Source organism: Nocardia sp. NPDC004711 (assembly GCF_053601595.1).
In genome coordinates this window covers 28,435-45,012 of sequence record NZ_JBSGCB010000014.1, presented here as the reverse complement: position 1 = coordinate 45,012, position 16,578 = coordinate 28,435, and the positions used below count along the sequence as shown (strand labels likewise).

Sequence of the window (16,578 nt, the reverse complement as noted above, 5' to 3'; positions counted from 1 at the left end):
CTCACCCGACCGATTCACGCCAGACGGCCGAGGCGTAGCTTTCAAGGCGCGGCAACACTTCGGCAACACGGATCGAAGAATGGAGTCGACATGTGCACCCAGCCGAAACCAGCGACCCTGGCCACCGCCCGCGTGCATCGGGAAGCGGCCGCGGGCTACGACCTGGCGAACGTGCAGGACTACTCGGATGTGCGACGCGGCCTGATCGCCGAACTGCCGGGCAATGTCGTCGCCGGTGACGGTTCGGTCATCTTCGACCCGCACGCCCTGGACTGGATCGAAGAGGGTGCGCCCGCACCCGGCACGGTCGATGCGAGCCTGTGGCGGCAGAGTCAGCTCATCAAACTGGGCGGCCTGTATCAGGTATCCGATCGGATCTACCAGGTCCGCAACAACGACATGGCCAACCTGACCGTCATCGAGGGCGACGACGGATTGATCGTGGTCGACTGCATGTTCGGGGTGGAGTCGGCGCAGCAGGGCATGGAGCTGATCCGCGCGCACGTCTCCGACAAACCGGTCGCGGCCGTCATCTACACCCACACGCACGTCGATCACTACGGCGGCGTGAAGGGCGTGATCGATCCCGCGGACGTGGCGTCGGGGAAGGTTCCGATCATCGCCCCGGGCACGATCAAGTCGTTCGACAAGTTCGCCATCGGTGAGAACGTCATTGCCGGAAATGCCATGTCGCGCCGCAGTTTCTACGCCTTCGGCGGTCTGCTGGACCTGAACGCCACCGGACACATCACCTGCGGCATCGGCATCATCTCCACCAAAGGCGCGACCGTTTCCTACATTTCGCCCACCGACTCGATCACCGAGACCGGCACGCGGCGCGAGATCGCCGGACTGGAATTCGAATTCCTCTACGCCCCCGACACCGAGGCGCCCGAGGAACTGCACATCTGGATTCCGGAGCTGAAGGCGCTGACCTGCGCGGAGAACGCGAACCATGCGCTGCACAACATTCAGACCCTGCGCGGCGCCCGCACCCGCGACGCCCGCAATTTCGCCCGCTACCTCGACGAGTCACTGGAACGGTGGGGCGACGATGCCGTGGTGCACTACGGCCCGCACACCTGGCCGGTGTGGGGCAATGACCAGGTGTGTGCCCTGTTGGAATCACAGCGCGACACCTACAAGTACATCCACGACCAGGCGCTGCGGCTGGCCAACAAGGGATATACCCCGTTGGAGGCGGCCGAGATCATCGAACTGCCCGACGAATTGGGCCGCACCTGGGCCAATCGCGGCTACCACGGCACCGTGCATCACAATGTGCGCGCGGTGTTCACCAAGGAGCTCGGCATGTGGGACGGCGATCCGGTGTCGCTGCACCCGCACACACCGGTGGACTCGGCCACCCGCTTCGTCGAATTCGCCGGAGCCGAGGCGATTCTCGCCGAGGGCCGGCGTGCTTTCGAGGCCGGCGACTATCGGTGGGCGACCGAGATCCTGCACAAACTGGTCTTCGCCGATCCGGGCAATACCGCGGCGCGGGAATTGCAGGCCGACGCCTACGAGCAGATGGGGTATCAGGCCGAGGGGCCGCAGTGGCGGGGCGTCTTCCTCAGCGCCGCGAAGGAATTGCGTGCGGGTGTGCAGCCGCCGCCCTATGTGACGGCCAGCCCGGACTCGATTCTGGCCATGCCGATCGACATCCTCTTCGACTTCGTCGCGGTCCACGTCATCGGTGAGCGAGCCACCGGCGCGAACATCAGCGTCAATCTCGATTTCACCGATTCGGGACAGCAGTGGACGATGTGGGTGCGCCGCGGCGTCCTCAACGCCCGCCAGGGGCGCGCCGACGATGCCCGGGTGACGGTGTCGGGCCCGAAGGCGGCGCTCGTCGGGGTGCTGCTGACCCCGGGCAGCGCCGGGGAACTCGCCCGCTCGGGCGCCATCACCCTAGACGGTGATGTGACCGCACTCGGCGAACTCGCCACGCTGCTGGACGATTTCGAGCCGACATTCCCGATCGTCACCCCCTGATCGGGCGTACTCGGCTACCGGCGATCCTCGCGGACCGTCCCCGTGAGAATGGCGGTGAGGCCGGCGGTGAATCTGCGGTCGCGTTCGCCGGTCATGATGGAGATGGTGTCGCCGGTGGGGTTCGGGCGGGGGGCGTCGGCGGTGAGGGCCGAGACCAGTGGCTGCCATTCGCCGGACCGCTCGAGCTCCAGATAGGCCTGTTCCTCGATGACGAAACCGGTTGTGTAGGAACGCAGGACCGATTGCAGGTCGCCGGCTTCGAAGGGCGCTACGACGATGCCCTGCAGGAGTGCCATGAGGGTGCCCGACAGTTTCACCGTGGCCGCGAAGGGGGAGTAGGAGCCCGCGACGATGCGGCCGCCGTCGCGGAATCCGAGCATCGCCGCGCGCATGCGCTCACAGCAGGCGATGACCTGGGCGAGCGTCGGGGTGTCGGGGTCGATATCGGACAGGTCGATGGTGGCGTAGACGGCATCGGACATGGCGCGCTGGAGATCCCGGCGATCCTTCAGATGCTTGTACAGCGCGCCGGGAGTCACCTCGGCGGCCGCTGCCAGCCGCCGCATGGTGAGCGCGTCCAATCCGTTCGCCGACACGTACTCGTGGGCGATTTCTACCAGCCGATCCCGGCTCAATCCACGTTTGACCATCGGTCCAGAGCCTAGCGGCGGCCTGGGCGGCCGGGTTTGCGTGGTTGACGACACGGATCACCTCCCTTAGCCTTCGTCTGGTGAACAATGTTTACCAGACTGGCGTCGTCATCGCCGGAGCCGGGCCGACCGGGCTGATGCTCGCCTGCGAATTGCGACTCGCGGGAATCGAAGTGGTCCTGCTCGACGCCCTCACCGCACGCACCGGACAGTCGCGGGCGGGGGGCATCAACGCCCGGACCATGGAGATCCTCGATCAGCGCGGGCTGATGGAGCGAGTGCTGGCACACGGCTATGTGTTCCGCGGCCGGGGTCCGGGGCATTTTGCCGGGCTGCCCCTCGAGTTCGGCGATCTGGCCACCCGGTATCCGACCGGACTGGTCATCACCCAGGCCGACCTCGAGACCCAACTCGACCGGTACGCAACCGAATTGGGTGCACCCGTGCAGTGGGACTCACCGGTTGTCGACCTCGAGCAGGACTCCGATGGTGTCGAGATCCGGGTCGGTGGTGCGCACGGCCGCCGCGTCCGGGCCGCATATCTGGTCGGCTGCGACGGTGGCCGCAGTGCGGTCCGCAAGCTGGCCGGGATCGAGTTCGCCGGGACCGACGCGACCATGGTCGGCATGATCGCCGACGCCGAACTGGCGGAGCCGTCGCCCGGCTGGATCCTGACCGAGCGTCGCGGACCGGGTGACTTCTCGGTACTTCCATTGCAGCCCGGCTGGTTCCGGCTCATGGTCAACCGGCACGACCGCGTCATCGACCACGCGGCCCAACCCTCCTTCGAGGACTTCCGGGCATCCTTCCGCGAGGTGGCCGGCACCGACTACGGGATGCACAGTCCCCGCTGGGTGTCGCAGTTCAGCGACGCTGCCCGCCTGGCCGAACGCTACCGTTCGAACCGTGTGCTGCTGGCAGGCGATGCCGCGCACACTCATTTCCCCGCCGGCGGACAGGGATTGAACACCGGGGTGCAGGATGCCGCCAATCTGGGTTGGAAGCTGGCCGCCGTTCTGCACGGCCGCGCGCCCGAGGCCTTGCTCGACACCTACGAATCCGAACGCCGGCCGGTCGCCGCGCGCGTACTGCAGAACACCCGCGCCCAGACCGCGCTCATGCGCCCCGGCCCCCACACCGAGGCGCTGCGCGAAACGCTCGCCGGACTCTTCGACATCGACGAGGTCCGAAACCGCCTCGGCGGCATGCTCTTCGCCCTGGACATCCGCTACGACGTCGGCGACGGCCACCCGTTGTCCGGCCATCGCGTCCCCGACGTCGATCTCACGCTGCCCACCGGGGGTACGCGCGTCCACGAACTGCTCCGCAGTGGCCGCCCGGTCCTGCTGTCCCTGAACGGAATTCGCCCGCGGATCGGGGACTGGCAGGGTCACATCGACGTCGTCCACGCCCGATGCGATGCGGGCCGGTGGTCGGTACCCGGCCTCGGCGACATCCCCGCGCCGACAGCAGTCCTGGTCCGGCCGGACGGCTATGTGGCATGGGCCGCGGATGAACCCTGCGACACAGGCCTTTTCGAAGCGCTCGGCGCCTGGGCCGGTCCGAGTGGGGGTCGCCGTAGCATCGGCCGAATTTCGGGCGGATATGGCGGATCGTCTGGTAGAGGCTGATCGTCAGCGTCGTCGTTCAGCGCCTGGGCCGAGGAGGCTGGTCAGTTCTCGCATGGCCTGGGGTGAGGGGCCGTTCCGCCGCCACAGGAAAGGCCGGTGCATCAAAGCCCAGAAAGGCGGTGACGCGACGAAATTCGCCTATGCCCGCTAGCGCGCCGACGCCGCGCACCGAGAATTCGACGCGATTTCAGCAGCGGTGATCCACGAGATGCACGACATCGTCGCCGCCGGTTTCGAGCGCGACGATCGGCTGCTCGACCAGATGAATCGCGTCCACACCTCCTGGGACACCGCCTTCGACGCACTACGCGGATCAGGCCTAGCTCGGCCCTCGACGCTGTCCGGAATCCTCTCTCGCTGTGAGTGCAGAACGTGGTCCCAAGGATTCGGATACGCCGGGCAGACCAGTGAACCAGCGTGAGAGCGCCACCTTACGATTGCCGACCGGCGGGCGCCGACATGACCGACACAGCGAAACTGAAACTGATCAAGACCGAAGTGGGCGCAATCGATTAAGGGTGGTACCTGGCTCAGGGCCATCGAGACCGACTGGCCAGGTGGCCGGCAGTGGTGGCGATGATCATCGTGTTCTTCGCGGCTCGATCCGGAACACCGGATGGTTATGGTCGGCTCGCAGGGCCGCGGTCGCCCATGGGTTGCGCCGGGCCTGTCGACGCACGAGCTCGAGGACCGCCTCACGTTGCTCGCCGTCATCGACTTCGACGACGCCGAACGTCTCGGAGCGCCTGCCACGGCGTAGCCGAACTTGCTGGGATTTGCGGGCCCGCTTCGCCCATACCGTCTCCCCGAAGATCGACACGAGCCAGTCGTGTCCGTCGTAGCGGATCAGGTCCACGGGAAAGGTCGCCCGGCCTGATTCCATCAGGCGCATTGGTCCCAGCGGGATTCCGAGATGGCTCAGCCGGACCACGATGGCGGAGATAGCTCGGACGGCGCGCGGGGGCTTGGTGTGTGTGGCGTTCACGGTTCTCCTCCAGGGGTCTGTCGTGGACTCCGTCGGGCCTCGGCTCGGTCTGGTCAGGCCGACTCGGTGGTGACGTTGACGCGGTCGGTGTAGAGCGCGGCGTGTGCGGCGATCGAGGCGACCGCATCGTATGGCTCGGGGTAGTACCAGACGGCATCGGTCAGATCGCCGCCGTCGGGCAGGGTGATCGTGTAATACGACGCTTCGCCCTTGTACGGGCAGTAGGTGTGGGTTTCCGAGACTGCCAGCAGGTTCTGATCGAAGTCGTCGAGCGGGATGTAGTGCACCGGTGGGTATCCGGCTTCGCGCAGGGTCAGAGCCCTGGTGGTGTCGGCGACGACACGGCCGCTGACGCGGGCAACGACACGCGTGCCGGCGCTTTCCTCGATGGTGATGGGGTGCTCGGGGCCGGGGATCTTGCGCTCGCGTTCGGTCATGACTGTGTCCTGTTCCCGGCCGCACGGGCCGATTGCTGGTATTGCTGCTGTTATTACGTTGGCTGCTGTATTCGGATTTGGACGGGCGCCTGAGACCGGGTGCGGACGCGTTCACTGCGTAGGCGGCGGTGGGTGCTCCGCGCCCGGCGGGCGGGTGTTATGCGGACAGGCCGCCGTCGACGGGAATCACGGCCCCGGTGATGTAGGAGGCATGGTCCGAGCCGATGAAGACGATCGCGTCTGCGATGTCCTTCGTGCGGGCGGGCCGCCCCACCGGAACCGTGCCGACGAGGGCGGCCTTGTTCTCGTCGGTGCCGGTGAATCGTGTGAGCATGGCGGTGTCGGTGGCGCCGGGGGCGACGGCGTTGACGCGGATTCCTGTCTTGGCGAGCTCGAGCGCCACGGACTTGGTGATGCCTTCCACGGCGTGCTTGCTGCCAACGTAGATCGCGGCTCCGGCTCCACCTTCGTGCCCGTAGGTGGAGGAGATATTGACGATGCTGCCGCCGCCCCGCTGCTGCATGACGCGTACCTGGTGCTTCATGCTGAGGATCACCCCGAGGACGTTGGTGTCGAACGTCGCGGTATAGCTCTCGGCACTCTGGTCGGTGATGGGTCCGGGGGTGCCTTCGGTGCCTGCGTTGTTGACCGCCACATCGAGGCGGCCGAAGCGTGCGATGGTCTGGTCGACCAGAGCGCGGACTTCGTCCTCGTTGCGTACGTCGGAGTTGACGAATTCGGCCTCCGCGCCGTGTGCGCGCAGCTCCTCGGCGAGTTCCTTGCCTGCGGCATCACGACGGCCGGAGACGACGAGTTTCGCGCCGGTGTCGGCGAACGCGAGCGCGGCGGCGCGGCCGATGCCGGTGAGTGCTCCGGTGATCAGAACTACGGGTGTTGCCATGATGGGTGCCTCCTGTGGATTTCCTTCGTTCGTGTTGGCCTCGTCTGCCATGCGGCGCTTTCTTCTCATATGCAATCAGACTCAATGGTCTGCCCACATAAACAACATAGAACGATCGATCTACAGGTGTCAAGGATGTTCGCCGCTTTCCGCAACAGGCCAACATCCGCACAACACGCCGGAGAAATGGCAAATTCCACTGCAAGGGCGCATTGTTGCCCGCTAGCACCCGCCGATTCCCTACCGTTGACCCAGGTTCGGAACCATCCTGATTGAACCGAACGGTCTATCATTACAGTGTCGAGATTGATAGAACGGTCGGTCTAATTTTGATATGATGGACCCATGACTGAGGAGATGAAGGCGCGAGTCTCGACCCGCGAGCGGTTGCTGGCGGCTGCCGACGAGTTGTTCTACGCCGAGGGAGTCAACTCGGTGGGCGTCGACCAGGTGATCAGGAAGGCCGGTGTGGCGAGGGCATCGCTGTACAACACCTTCGGCAGCAAGAGCGAGCTGGTCCGCGCCTACCTCAAAGGCCGCCACGCCCAGACCCGCGAGCGCATGGCCCGCGAGCTCGAGGCACGCTACCGCACACCCCGTGAGAGGCTGGTCGGCATCTTCGAGGTACAGGGCGACATCTTCGCCGACCCGGACTTCCGCGGCTGCGCGTTCATGTGCGCCAGTGCCGAATCCGAGACCAGCGAGGCGGTGGAGAAGGCGACCGACGAGTACCGGCTGTGGGTGCACTCACTGTTCCTCGACCTCGCCTACGCCGCAGGCGCACCTGCCCCGGAGACGCTGGCCGATCAGTTGGTCGTGCTCTACGACGGCTCAGGAGTTTCCGCGTGGCTCGACCACAACCCCGCCGTCGCGAAGGTCTCCGCCAGCGCCGCCAAGGCACTGGTCGATGTCGCCTTCGGCTAACTTGACTCGGTCGGTGATCTTGGTGTTCCTCACACCACAATCTCGGGGTCGCCGTAGGAGCCGCCCCGGAAAGACCTCGGCGGCGTCCCCGGATCGATGGGACTCGGTGGGCCGAGCCGGAATCCGGGGACGCCGCCGTAGGGATCAGTGCGGCTGGACCGTCAGGTCGTAGGCCGCCATGTAACCGAAGTGCTGGGTCGCCGTGTAGTGGGCGGTCACCCAGTCGAGGATCTCCTTGTTGCCCGTCGGACGCCAGACGCCCTGCTTCGCACCCGATTGCGCGGGCGCGGCGGTGTCACCGGGCTTCGGATCCACCCGCCAGGAGTCGGGCAGCGGAACCTCAGGAGCCAGGTAGTAGGTGATCTCGTGGTTGCGGACCATGTCCTCGAACTGGGGCAGCGTCGGCACCGGATCCTCGGAGGTGAAGCCGCCGATGGCGAGGACCGATGTGCGGCTGGCCAATTCGAGCCCGGCCGCGGGCGACGAACGGTCGATGGCGGCCGACCACTTGGTATTGGTCTGCTGCAGCAGCGTGACCAGCTGCGGATCGGTCTGACCACCGAACAGCGTCTCGAGCTGCTTACGGAACTGGTCGGCCGGTCCGGCCTTCTTGGGCTGGGGCGGGCCCACGGTCGGGCCGCCGCCGGTGTGCGACTGCGGCAGGGTCGCGGCCGCATACGCCGTGGAACCGGTCAGGCCCGCGATCACACCGACCACGAGCAGCACCGCGGTCCCGCGGCCGCGCTGCCGGTCCCAGCGGGCCGCGACCGGCAGCGCCAGCATGAGCAATCCCAGCGCTGTGATCACCGTGACCGCCAGCACCGTCCAGCGCAGCCACGGCAGCCAGTCGGAATTGCGTTGCAGCAGTACGAAACCCCAGATCCCCGCCGAGAGGATCAGCCCGGCGCCGCCGACGCGGCCGAACGCCTCGGCCCGGCGCCGCCACACCTCGTACGCGCCGATGGCGAAGCAGCCCGCGATCGCCGGGGCGACGGCGAGCGTGTAGTAGGCGTGCATGCCCGACTTCATCGCCGAGAACAGCACCCCGTCGATGACCAGCCACAGACCGAACACCAGCGCCGCGCCGCGGATCAGATCGGTGCGCGGCCGGCGTCCCCGCGACACCAGCACCAGCACGAACGCGAGCAGCGCGGCCGGCAGCAGCCACGAGATCTCGAAACCGATTTCACCGGTGAACATCCGGTCCGGCCCGTTGCCGAATCCGCCACCGAATCCGCCGCCCTCGAACGCCTTCGGAATCTGGTAGCCCTCGGGCAGTTCGAAGGGGTTCTTGGCGTTGCCGCCCATGTGGTTCTTGCCCAGGTAGCGGGCGAAACCGTTGTAGCCCAGCACCAGATCCATGAAGGTGTTGTCCTTCGATCCCGCCAGATAGGGGCGCGAATCGGCGGGCCAGACAATGGTGAGTAGCACGTACCAGCCGGAAGAGACGATCAGCGCGCCCAGCGCTGCCAGCGAGTGCAGCAGCCGATTGCGCAGCGTGGTCGGTGCGACGATGACATAGGCCAGCCCGAGCGCGGGCAGCACCATGAGGCCTTCGAGCATCTTGGCCAGGAACGCGAATCCCAGTGCGACACCGGTCAGTACGATCCACTTCAGGCTCGCCCGCGGCAGCGCGCGCACGGTGCAGTAGGCCGCGGCGGTCATGAGCAGCACCATGGCGGCGTCCGGATTGTTGAACCGGAACATCAACGCCACCACGGGCGTCACCGCGAGCACCAGTCCCGCCAGCAGGCCCGCGCCGCGGCTGCGGGTGACCCGGGTGACCGCGCCGTACATGAGCGCGACCGCGCCCACCGCCATGATTGCCTGCGGCGCAAGCATGCTCGCGCTGCTGAACCCGAATAGCTGCCCGGACAGGCCCATGACCCACTGCGAGACCGGCGGCTTGTCGACGGTGATGAAGTTGCCCGGGTCCAGCGACCCGAACAGCAGCGCCTTCCAGTTCTGCGATCCGGACCAGGCGGCAGCCGCGTAGAAGCCGTTGCCCATCTGGTTGACCGTGATGTTCCACAGGTATGCGACGGCGGTGCCGATGAGCAGCAGCGCCAGCGCCGGCCGTTCCCAGCGGCGGGCGGGGGAGAGGCCTTCCGATGATGGCTCGGATGGCGGGGCGGTCGGTTCGGACGGGGCCAGCTCGGCAGTGGTCACGCTCACCGCGGGAGTGTGTCGCGCCAGCCGGTGAAGACCCTGACTCCTCGCTGGGAGCTTCCTGTGAACCGGGATCTCCCTATGCTGGTCGGATGAGCCCAGGTATGACAGCGCTGGTGCGGATCGACCCGGACATCGACGCGGTGACCACCCTCGGACCCGAAGCCGACCCCGCCGACGCCGGACTCGCGCCCGGCGATATCGAGGCGATCTGGCGGTCCGTGCAGGACTGGTACCGCATGGGGACCACACCCGCCATCCAGGTGTGCCTGCGCCGTCACGGCCACATCGTGCTGAACCGGGCCATCGGCCACGGCTGGGGCAATGCGCCCAAGGATTCCCCCGACGCCGACAAACGCCCGGTGACCCCGGACTCGCCTTTCTGCGGATTCTCCACGGCCAAGGGCGTATCCGCCGCCCTGATGTTCATGCTCATCGAACAGGGCGCCTTCGCGCTCACCGACCCCGTCCGCGACTACATCCCCGAATTCGCCGGCCACGGCAAGGACCGCATCACCATCGGCGACGTCCTCTCCCACTCCGCGGGCGTCCCGTTCATCACCCCGCCCCACCGCGGCTCCGATCTGGTCCTCGATGAGGAACTCGCCGTCCAGGGCTTGGCCGACCTGGTTCCGAGCTGGCCGCCCAACCGGTTTCGCGTCTATCACGCACTGACCGGCGGACTGATCCAGCGTCTGCTGGTCCAGCGCGCCACCGGCAAAGCCATGCGCGACCATCTGTGCGAACAGGTCCTCGAACCACTCGGCTTCCGCTGGACCAATTTCGGCGTCCGCCCCGAGGACGTCGACCAGGTGGTGCCCAGCGTCAAGGTCGGCCCCGGACCCTCCAAAGTCTGGCGTCACCTGGCAGGCCGAGCCCTCGGCGGCGGCCTATCCGGCCCGACGGACCCGGCCGCCGCCCGCGCCTTCCTCACCGCCGAACTCCCCTCCGGCAACCTCGTCACCACCGCCGCCGAACTCTCCCGCTTCTATGAAATCCTCACCCGCGGCGGAGAACTCGACGGAATCCGCATCATGCGCCCCGAAACCCTCGCCGCCGCAATCCATCCCGCCCCCTGGCTGCCCGGCATGGCGGGCCGTGTCTCCGTGGCGGGCTACGAACTGGGCGCCCGCCGCTCGAAGTTCGGCCGCAACACCGAATCCCACTTCGGCCGCAGCGGCCTCACCACCCAATACGGCTGGTCCGATCGTGCCCGCAACCTGTCGGGCGCCATCCTCACCAGCGGCAAGGCCCAGGCCGATACCGACCGCCCCTGGCGCCTGGTCGCCCAGATATCCGCGACCATGGATCCCCGCACCGATCGCGGATGACGGTTCGGCCACCCTGACAAAACCGGACTTCGCAAGACGATCGCCGGTGTTCGCGTGCTATCGCCCGTGCGGGTCGAGCATGGGGACCAGGAATTGGCGGGCGATGGCGGCGAGTTGTTCGTCGTCGTCGAGGTCGACGACCTGGCTCGGAATTGCCAGGAACGAGGCGCAGATTCGGACCATCAACTCGGCGACCAGCTCGATTTGCAGGTCCGGTGGGATGGTGCCGGCCCGCTGCTCCTGGCGGAGTTGATGGGCTACGAATTCTCGGACCATGGCGACCGCTCGTCCGTCGTCGCCGACCAGCGAGCTGACGAAGTGGTCGGGTTCGGCGGTGATCAGCGCGCCGATGAGGGGGTTGCCGCGCAGCGCGCGCAGGGAGCTCACGAATCCGAGGACGACGCGGTCGCCGACATTCGCCGCCGCCGCGATATCGACGAGGAATGTGTCGAAGTACCGGCGGAATTCACGCAGGATGACGCGTTCGACCAGTTCTTCTTTGGTGGCGAAGCGGCGATAGACGGTGATCCGTGAGATCCCCGCGGTGCGCGCGACATCCTCCATGGTCGAGCGCTGGATACCCCACCGCCGGAATTGTTCCTCGGCCGCGTCGAGGATGCGGGTGCGCATCGGGTCGGTGTCGTCGACCTGTTCGACGGCCTGCAGGTAGGCGCGTTCGAGCAAGGATTTCCCGGCGGGGAGCTCATTCGCGGGCGGCGCAGATTCCACGGTGTCCTCCTGAAACATCTTGTCCTGCGTCAGTTCTCGGGCTGCGCCGCGATCGCGCTTCGCCGGATGTTCGCGTTGCACGTACTCCACATCGTTGTTGATACGCAGGTACGTTAGCTGTTTCATCGGATCCAGCGGGGTACCCGTGCCGGGCCGCGTGTCGTCCGGACCCTATGTCCCTGGACGAGGACGGCGAATCATCGGTTGGTCAGCGGGATTTCGATGCTCAGGGGCATCCGTAGTTCGGCCACGTACCACAGGGCGAACTGGCGCAGGAACTCGTCGAACATCCAGTAGGGTGCGTCCACCACCGGCGCCACCGACAACACTCCTTCCCGAACCGCGACGAACGGGCCCCACGCCAGCTCGAGCAGCGGGCTCCAGACCGGTTCCCGAGCAATGTTGAGCCAGTCGGCGACCTTGTCTCCCATGATGAATCGGGTGAACGCGCCCAGAATGCCCCGGCTGAGCAGCGTCAGGTCGAGATCGGCGCCGAGGTCGAGCAACTGGTTGGCCAGGTCGTTGCCCTCCGCGGTCGGTGCCAGGATCGGGTCGAGCTGCTGGCTTGCCTGCGCATCGGCCTGCTCCCAGGTCGCGGGGATGTACTCGTCGCGAATGCCGAGCAGGTGCGCGGCCAGCTGCCAACTGTGCAGGTAGCCATGGGATTCGGCGGCGGGGATGGGGACTTTCCACGCGATGAGGGTCCGCATGATGGTGGTGGCCAAGCTGTGCCAGGTGATCATCATGTCGTCCTGGCTGATCGGCGTGACGCCCGCGGGCCAGTGCGGCGACTGCGGCAGCAGATGCCGCACGGACGCGTGGATGATCCTGGTTTTCACACAGGTCACGATCATCTCGCCGCCGTCCCCGTAGGCATTGACCGTGCCGATGTCGTACCCGAATTTCGCGGTCTTGGCGATGCGCTCCTTCAGGTGCGATCCGCCGCGTGAGTAGTACACCGCGAGGGCCTCGTGCGGGATGACCGTCGACATCATGCCGCTGGCGAACGCATACAGCACGCCGAGATACAGACCGCGCTTCTTGTTGAACTCGAAGGAGCTGGCCAGCTTGCCCTGGTCGGTCCACGAGGGCAGCCGGCGAGCGGTTTCGATGAAGTCCGCCAAGCCTTTCGGCAGACCGGCGGGCAGGGGCTGGTCGTTGTAGACCCAGGTCGCCAGCAGTCTGTTGACCTCGGGCACATCGGCGTGGTCGATCACATCTGCCAAGACGGAATCGGCATCGGGGTCGTACACGGTCAACGGGTCGGCGCCGCCACCGGCGCCGACCACCGAATCGGCGGGCGACCACCTCCATGGCTCCGCCCTCGCGGTACGCGCGGTCAGTGTCATCGCACCGACGACGCCCAACAAACCGCCACCTGTCCTCAATGCGTCGCGCCTGCTGAGACGGTGTGCATCCATGCCGATTTCCTGTTCGTGAGTCTGATACACAGAAACATGCGATGTATCTGTGTATCTTGATGAGAGCACACCGTGACGGCTGTCACAACCAGTTGGCACGAATTTCCAGACGAAGGACCGGCCGATGAATCCGTACGTCGTTATCCAGAACCTCCTCAACCACCTGGACCTGGGGTCGGCCGGAAGCAGCGGCCCCGTCGCGCTGACCGAACGCTCGGGAATCGCCATTTAGGTTCGGACGCAACCGCTCTGGATCGGCTCCGTCGCGGTCTGGGGTTCAGGACTGGTAAGCGCGCGTATTCAACTCTCGCGAACACTTCCATCGGCAACCAGCCTCCGATCAGCGGGCCTCAGAGCGGCGCCGGGCGCGGATCCTCGCCCGCCGCTAGGTGTGACGTCTCAGGACGTTGGTGCCTCGAGGTGATCTCGAATGCCGGTTGTTCGGGCCCGATGACCGGTAGGGCCGGGACCATGATGCCGGTATCGGTGAGCCGGTAGGTGTGTAGCGGAACTCGGCCGACTGGCGGCCGATGGTTGATACCAGCGTGTGGTCGGTCGTGGTAGACAACGGGTCCGGCTGGGAGACCCCGACCGGCAAAGTGCCCCTGCTGTGAAGCAGGGGCACTTTGGGTTTCGGCAGAGCGGGTGGTCAGGTCGCCCGGTTGGTCAGGGCAGTCGTTCGAGCAGCCAGTCGCCCTCTTCCTCGTTGACCAGCGAGATTTCCGAGGCCGGGCCCGATGCGTAGAGGGCGTCGTCGAACTGGGACTTGTCCAGGGAGTCGCGGGGGCCGAGGCCCTCGAAGTCGCGGGTGCCCGCGCTGGTGATCTTCCCCGACCGCGGAATCATGGGCATGGCTCCGACATCATCGAGTGCTTTCTTCTCGGCCGCGGTCGGTGTCGTGCTGTCGAGGCTGAAGAGGGCAGCCACCTGATGATCCATCCGCATGTTCTCGAGACGGGCTATGGCGTAGCGGGTCAGCAGCGCGGCCCGTCCGGCACCGACGACGGTGATGGGCTTGCTACTGGCGCGCATCTGCTGGGTGTATATCGCCGCCTGTTCGATCACCCGCTCTGCGGTGTTCCAGTCGGCTTTGTCGTCGTAGCCCACCAGGATCACGTCCTTGCCGCGCTGGGCCAGTTTCGTCCGCAGCGGGTAGTCCGGGCCGTCCACCCGGTCTGCGAACGCGTCGAGGTCGGTGGGGCCCTGATCGGGCTCGGCGACCACGATCACCGGATCGTCGATCTGCTCCGCACCGTTGGCGGGGTACACCCAGACGGTGCCTCCGGGGAGCTTCTGCTGCATTGACGGCTTGTTGTTGCCAGCCATGACGAACTCCTCTCACGTCGGAAACGAAGAAGGAATCTGCATCACGCACCCGTGACGGCGTGCAACATCACCCGGTCACCGGTCACCGGTCACCGGTCACCGAACCGAACCGACGGTCACCAGGTGATCTTGATTCTAGGAGAGGCCACACCGCCGCGAGACTTTTTGCCCGAGTCGACGGTTGCGGGCTACCGCTCCCGCCGGCGGTCGGGGCCGAGCACTGGCGGGTGGTCCAGGGCGTAGACCCGGCGCTCCGGGACAGCGAAGGCATCCCGGCTCAGCTTGTCCAGCTCGCCACGGTGGGCGCCGGCGGGGACGGCTGCCACCGCCTGATCGAGGGCGGCCAGTTCCTTGCGCAGTTCGTCGCGCCGGGCGGCCAGCGTGGACCAGTCGATGCGCTTCACCCGGTCGATGAAGTCGGCGAATTCCTCTTCCAGGCTTCGCATTTCGCGCACCCCTGTCTGGTCGGACACGACTCGTCCAGGGTAGGCCCCAGCCCTCTCGGTTCAGGGCTCGCTGCGCCGGGCTGTCCGCTGCTCGCGCGCGCACTCGGGATAGTCCAGTGGCGGGGTGCACACCGTCGCGCCGCAGGCCCGGCACTGGTGCGTGCGGTGGCCGGTCCGCGCCGGGGAAGTCCCGTCGGCGGCAGCCGGGGCCGGGCACGGGATCCAGCCCACTAGGGCGTCGTCGGATCGAACATGTGTTCGGCTAGGCTCTGGCGTGTTAGCAGTCGGTGATCGGGCGAAGCTGGTGGCCAGCGGGGTGTCGGTGTTCGAGGTCCTCGCCATCGAGGGCGAGGCCGCGACGGTGGAATCGGTCGAGGACACCCCGGGCCGCTACCCGTTCATGGAACCAGCCTCTCGACGGAAACGATACTTCCAACCACTCGGACGTAACGCAGAAGCGAAACGTACACGGTATCACTAGTTTTCGACGTCCGGCCCATTGGCGATAGAGTGCAAAGCCTCTTGCTGTCAGGCAGGGCGTTGTGCGTCGGTCGGGCAGCCGAGCATTGCGGACTGGGCGGTCCGAGGGTCTGCGGCGCGACGGTGTACACCCCGCCACTGGGCTATCCCGAGTGCGCGTGCGAACAGCGGGCAGCCCGGCGCAGCCAGCCCTGGACCGAATCGGTCGTCGGATCGTCCCATCCGACGTCAAATCCCTGCCATGCAACACCGTCGAGTGCGACCGCAGTCATCGGCTGCGAGGCTGTCTGGATGACCAGACAAGAGCTGGATCGGCAGATCCGCACGGCCGCCGTATCCGACGCAGCCACTGTCGCCACGCTGCTGGACGCCTTCAACCGCGAATTCGATACGCCCACACCGGGAACCGAGATCCTCACCACACGCCTTCGCCGCACCCTGACCGGCGGCGATCTGGTGGCCCTGCTGAGCGGCGACCCGGCCACCGGCATCGCTGTCGTCTCTTTCCGCCCCGCGGTGTGGAGCGAGGGACCGGTGGCCCTGCTGGAGGAGCTGTACGTACAGCCCGCCCTGCGCCGCCACCGCCTCGGCCACGCACTGCTGGAAGCCGCCTGCCACCTGGCCCGTGCCCGCGGTGCCGAGGAGCTGCAGATCAACGTCGACGGCGTCGACACCGACGCGCGCCGCTTCTACGAAGCCCACGGCTTCCGCCACACCGAACCCGGCGCACCCGAACCGATGTACTTCTACTACCGCGACCTCACCGACTGAACGCCTGCCGGAGCAAGTTCTCAGATGCGGTCTTAGCGTGACTTTTTCGCGGACCTGGATCTCACACCCCGACAAGCTGAGCCGGGAGGCCTTCACCGTGTTGGGGTTCCGGTAGTAATCGCGCGAAAAGGCAACGAAGTTGCCTTGACCAGCGACGATGGCGGGTTGGGGCTGCGAGGTGTCGTGATCGGTGCACCCTGCCCCACAGCCGGAACGAGCGAATCACCCCTCTACCAGCGAACATCCTGACCTTCGTTGGATTTTCGGCAGTACCCCTCAGGCTGAGGTGTGGGCGGGTGGCTATAAGTACGAATTCTGAGACCACTTATCCATGAATTCGGAGACCGCTCTGGGCCGGTTCGGGGCCGGTGTATCCATGAAT

14 protein-coding genes are annotated in these 16,578 nt (G+C 66.5%); 5 read left to right on the top strand and 9 right to left on the bottom strand.

Annotated elements, in window-relative coordinates:
- Window positions 1-90: 90 nt before the first annotated feature.
- Window positions 91-1,995, top strand: coding sequence for an alkyl/aryl-sulfatase (locus tag ACWEKS_RS15990; protein WP_452340783.1), 1,905 nt, complete (start codon window positions 91-93; stop codon window positions 1,993-1,995).
- A gap of 14 nt (window positions 1,996-2,009) precedes the next feature.
- On the opposite strand, the gene ACWEKS_RS15985 is transcribed toward ACWEKS_RS15990, so the two are convergent.
- Window positions 2,010-2,645: a TetR/AcrR family transcriptional regulator gene (locus ACWEKS_RS15985; RefSeq protein ID WP_452340782.1), complete on the bottom strand. Its 636-nt coding sequence runs from the start codon at window positions 2,643-2,645 to the stop codon at window positions 2,010-2,012.
- A gap of 80 nt (window positions 2,646-2,725) precedes the next feature.
- Between ACWEKS_RS15985 and ACWEKS_RS15980 the strand changes: the two genes are divergently transcribed.
- Window positions 2,726-4,276: an FAD-dependent monooxygenase gene (locus ACWEKS_RS15980; RefSeq protein ID WP_452340781.1), complete on the top strand. Its 1,551-nt coding sequence runs from the start codon at window positions 2,726-2,728 to the stop codon at window positions 4,274-4,276.
- 580 nt (window positions 4,277-4,856) lie between these two features.
- Here the strand turns inward: ACWEKS_RS15980 and ACWEKS_RS15975 are convergent.
- The 3 genes from ACWEKS_RS15975 to ACWEKS_RS15965 form a co-directional block, all read right to left on the bottom strand.
- The gene (locus ACWEKS_RS15975; protein ID WP_452340780.1) at window positions 4,857-5,261 is read right to left on the bottom strand and encodes a hypothetical protein; all 405 of its coding nucleotides are present in this window, start codon (window positions 5,259-5,261) and stop codon (window positions 4,857-4,859) included.
- Between the two features lie 53 nt (window positions 5,262-5,314).
- Window positions 5,315-5,698: a DUF427 domain-containing protein gene (locus tag ACWEKS_RS15970; protein WP_452340779.1), complete on the bottom strand. Its 384-nt coding sequence runs from the start codon at window positions 5,696-5,698 to the stop codon at window positions 5,315-5,317.
- Window positions 5,699-5,855: 157 nt separating this feature from the next.
- Window positions 5,856-6,599, bottom strand: a complete 744-nt coding sequence (locus tag ACWEKS_RS15965) for an SDR family NAD(P)-dependent oxidoreductase (protein ID WP_452340778.1) — start codon at window positions 6,597-6,599, stop codon at window positions 5,856-5,858.
- A gap of 345 nt (window positions 6,600-6,944) precedes the next feature.
- Between ACWEKS_RS15965 and ACWEKS_RS15960 the strand changes: the two genes are divergently transcribed.
- Window positions 6,945-7,523 (top strand): TetR/AcrR family transcriptional regulator, encoded by a 579-nt coding sequence (locus tag ACWEKS_RS15960; RefSeq protein ID WP_452340777.1) that lies wholly within the window; start codon window positions 6,945-6,947, stop codon window positions 7,521-7,523.
- Window positions 7,524-7,667: 144 nt separating this feature from the next.
- On the opposite strand, the gene ACWEKS_RS15955 is transcribed toward ACWEKS_RS15960, so the two are convergent.
- The gene (locus tag ACWEKS_RS15955) at window positions 7,668-9,698 is read right to left on the bottom strand and encodes an ArnT family glycosyltransferase (RefSeq protein WP_452340776.1); all 2,031 of its coding nucleotides are present in this window, start codon (window positions 9,696-9,698) and stop codon (window positions 7,668-7,670) included.
- Between the two features lie 86 nt (window positions 9,699-9,784).
- Between ACWEKS_RS15955 and ACWEKS_RS15950 the strand changes: the two genes are divergently transcribed.
- Window positions 9,785-11,023 (top strand): serine hydrolase, encoded by a 1,239-nt coding sequence (locus ACWEKS_RS15950; RefSeq protein ID WP_452340775.1) that lies wholly within the window; start codon window positions 9,785-9,787, stop codon window positions 11,021-11,023.
- Window positions 11,024-11,080: 57 nt separating this feature from the next.
- On the opposite strand, the gene ACWEKS_RS15945 is transcribed toward ACWEKS_RS15950, so the two are convergent.
- The 4 genes from ACWEKS_RS15945 to ACWEKS_RS15930 form a co-directional block, all read right to left on the bottom strand.
- Window positions 11,081-11,878, bottom strand: a complete 798-nt coding sequence (locus tag ACWEKS_RS15945; RefSeq protein ID WP_452340774.1) for a TetR/AcrR family transcriptional regulator — start codon at window positions 11,876-11,878, stop codon at window positions 11,081-11,083.
- Window positions 11,879-11,949: 71 nt separating this feature from the next.
- Complete coding sequence (locus tag ACWEKS_RS15940; RefSeq protein WP_452340773.1) at window positions 11,950-13,173, bottom strand: oxygenase MpaB family protein; 1,224 nt, start codon at window positions 13,171-13,173, stop codon at window positions 11,950-11,952.
- 666 nt (window positions 13,174-13,839) lie between these two features.
- Entirely contained in the window at window positions 13,840-14,499 is a 660-nt protein-coding gene (locus ACWEKS_RS15935; protein WP_452340772.1) for a hypothetical protein, read from the bottom strand.
- 188 nt (window positions 14,500-14,687) lie between these two features.
- The gene (locus tag ACWEKS_RS15930; protein WP_452340771.1) at window positions 14,688-14,972 is read right to left on the bottom strand and encodes a hypothetical protein; all 285 of its coding nucleotides are present in this window, start codon (window positions 14,970-14,972) and stop codon (window positions 14,688-14,690) included.
- Window positions 14,973-15,716: 744 nt separating this feature from the next.
- On the opposite strand from ACWEKS_RS15930, the gene ACWEKS_RS15925 reads away from it, so the two are divergent.
- Window positions 15,717-16,196, top strand: a complete 480-nt coding sequence (locus ACWEKS_RS15925; protein WP_452340770.1) for a GNAT family N-acetyltransferase — start codon at window positions 15,717-15,719, stop codon at window positions 16,194-16,196.
- The last annotated feature ends 382 nt before the right edge of the window (window positions 16,197-16,578 follow it).

Coding starts and splice junctions, on each gene's coding strand:
- ACWEKS_RS15990 (WP_452340783.1), top strand. CDS start 91: ATGTGCACCCAGCCGAAACCAGCGACCCTGGCCACCGCCCGCGTGCAT.
- ACWEKS_RS15985 (WP_452340782.1), bottom strand. CDS start 2,645: ATGGTCAAACGTGGATTGAGCCGGGATCGGCTGGTAGAAATCGCCCAC.
- ACWEKS_RS15970 (WP_452340779.1), bottom strand. CDS start 5,698: ATGACCGAACGCGAGCGCAAGATCCCCGGCCCCGAGCACCCCATCACC.
- ACWEKS_RS15965 (WP_452340778.1), bottom strand. CDS start 6,599: ATGGCAACACCCGTAGTTCTGATCACCGGAGCACTCACCGGCATCGGC.
- ACWEKS_RS15960 (WP_452340777.1), top strand. CDS start 6,945: ATGACTGAGGAGATGAAGGCGCGAGTCTCGACCCGCGAGCGGTTGCTG.
- ACWEKS_RS15950 (WP_452340775.1), top strand. CDS start 9,785: ATGAGCCCAGGTATGACAGCGCTGGTGCGGATCGACCCGGACATCGAC.
- ACWEKS_RS15945 (WP_452340774.1), bottom strand. CDS start 11,878: ATGAAACAGCTAACGTACCTGCGTATCAACAACGATGTGGAGTACGTG.
- ACWEKS_RS15940 (WP_452340773.1), bottom strand. CDS start 13,173: ATGGATGCACACCGTCTCAGCAGGCGCGACGCATTGAGGACAGGTGGC.
- ACWEKS_RS15935 (WP_452340772.1), bottom strand. CDS start 14,499: ATGGCTGGCAACAACAAGCCGTCAATGCAGCAGAAGCTCCCCGGAGGC.
- ACWEKS_RS15925 (WP_452340770.1), top strand. CDS start 15,717: ATGACCAGACAAGAGCTGGATCGGCAGATCCGCACGGCCGCCGTATCC.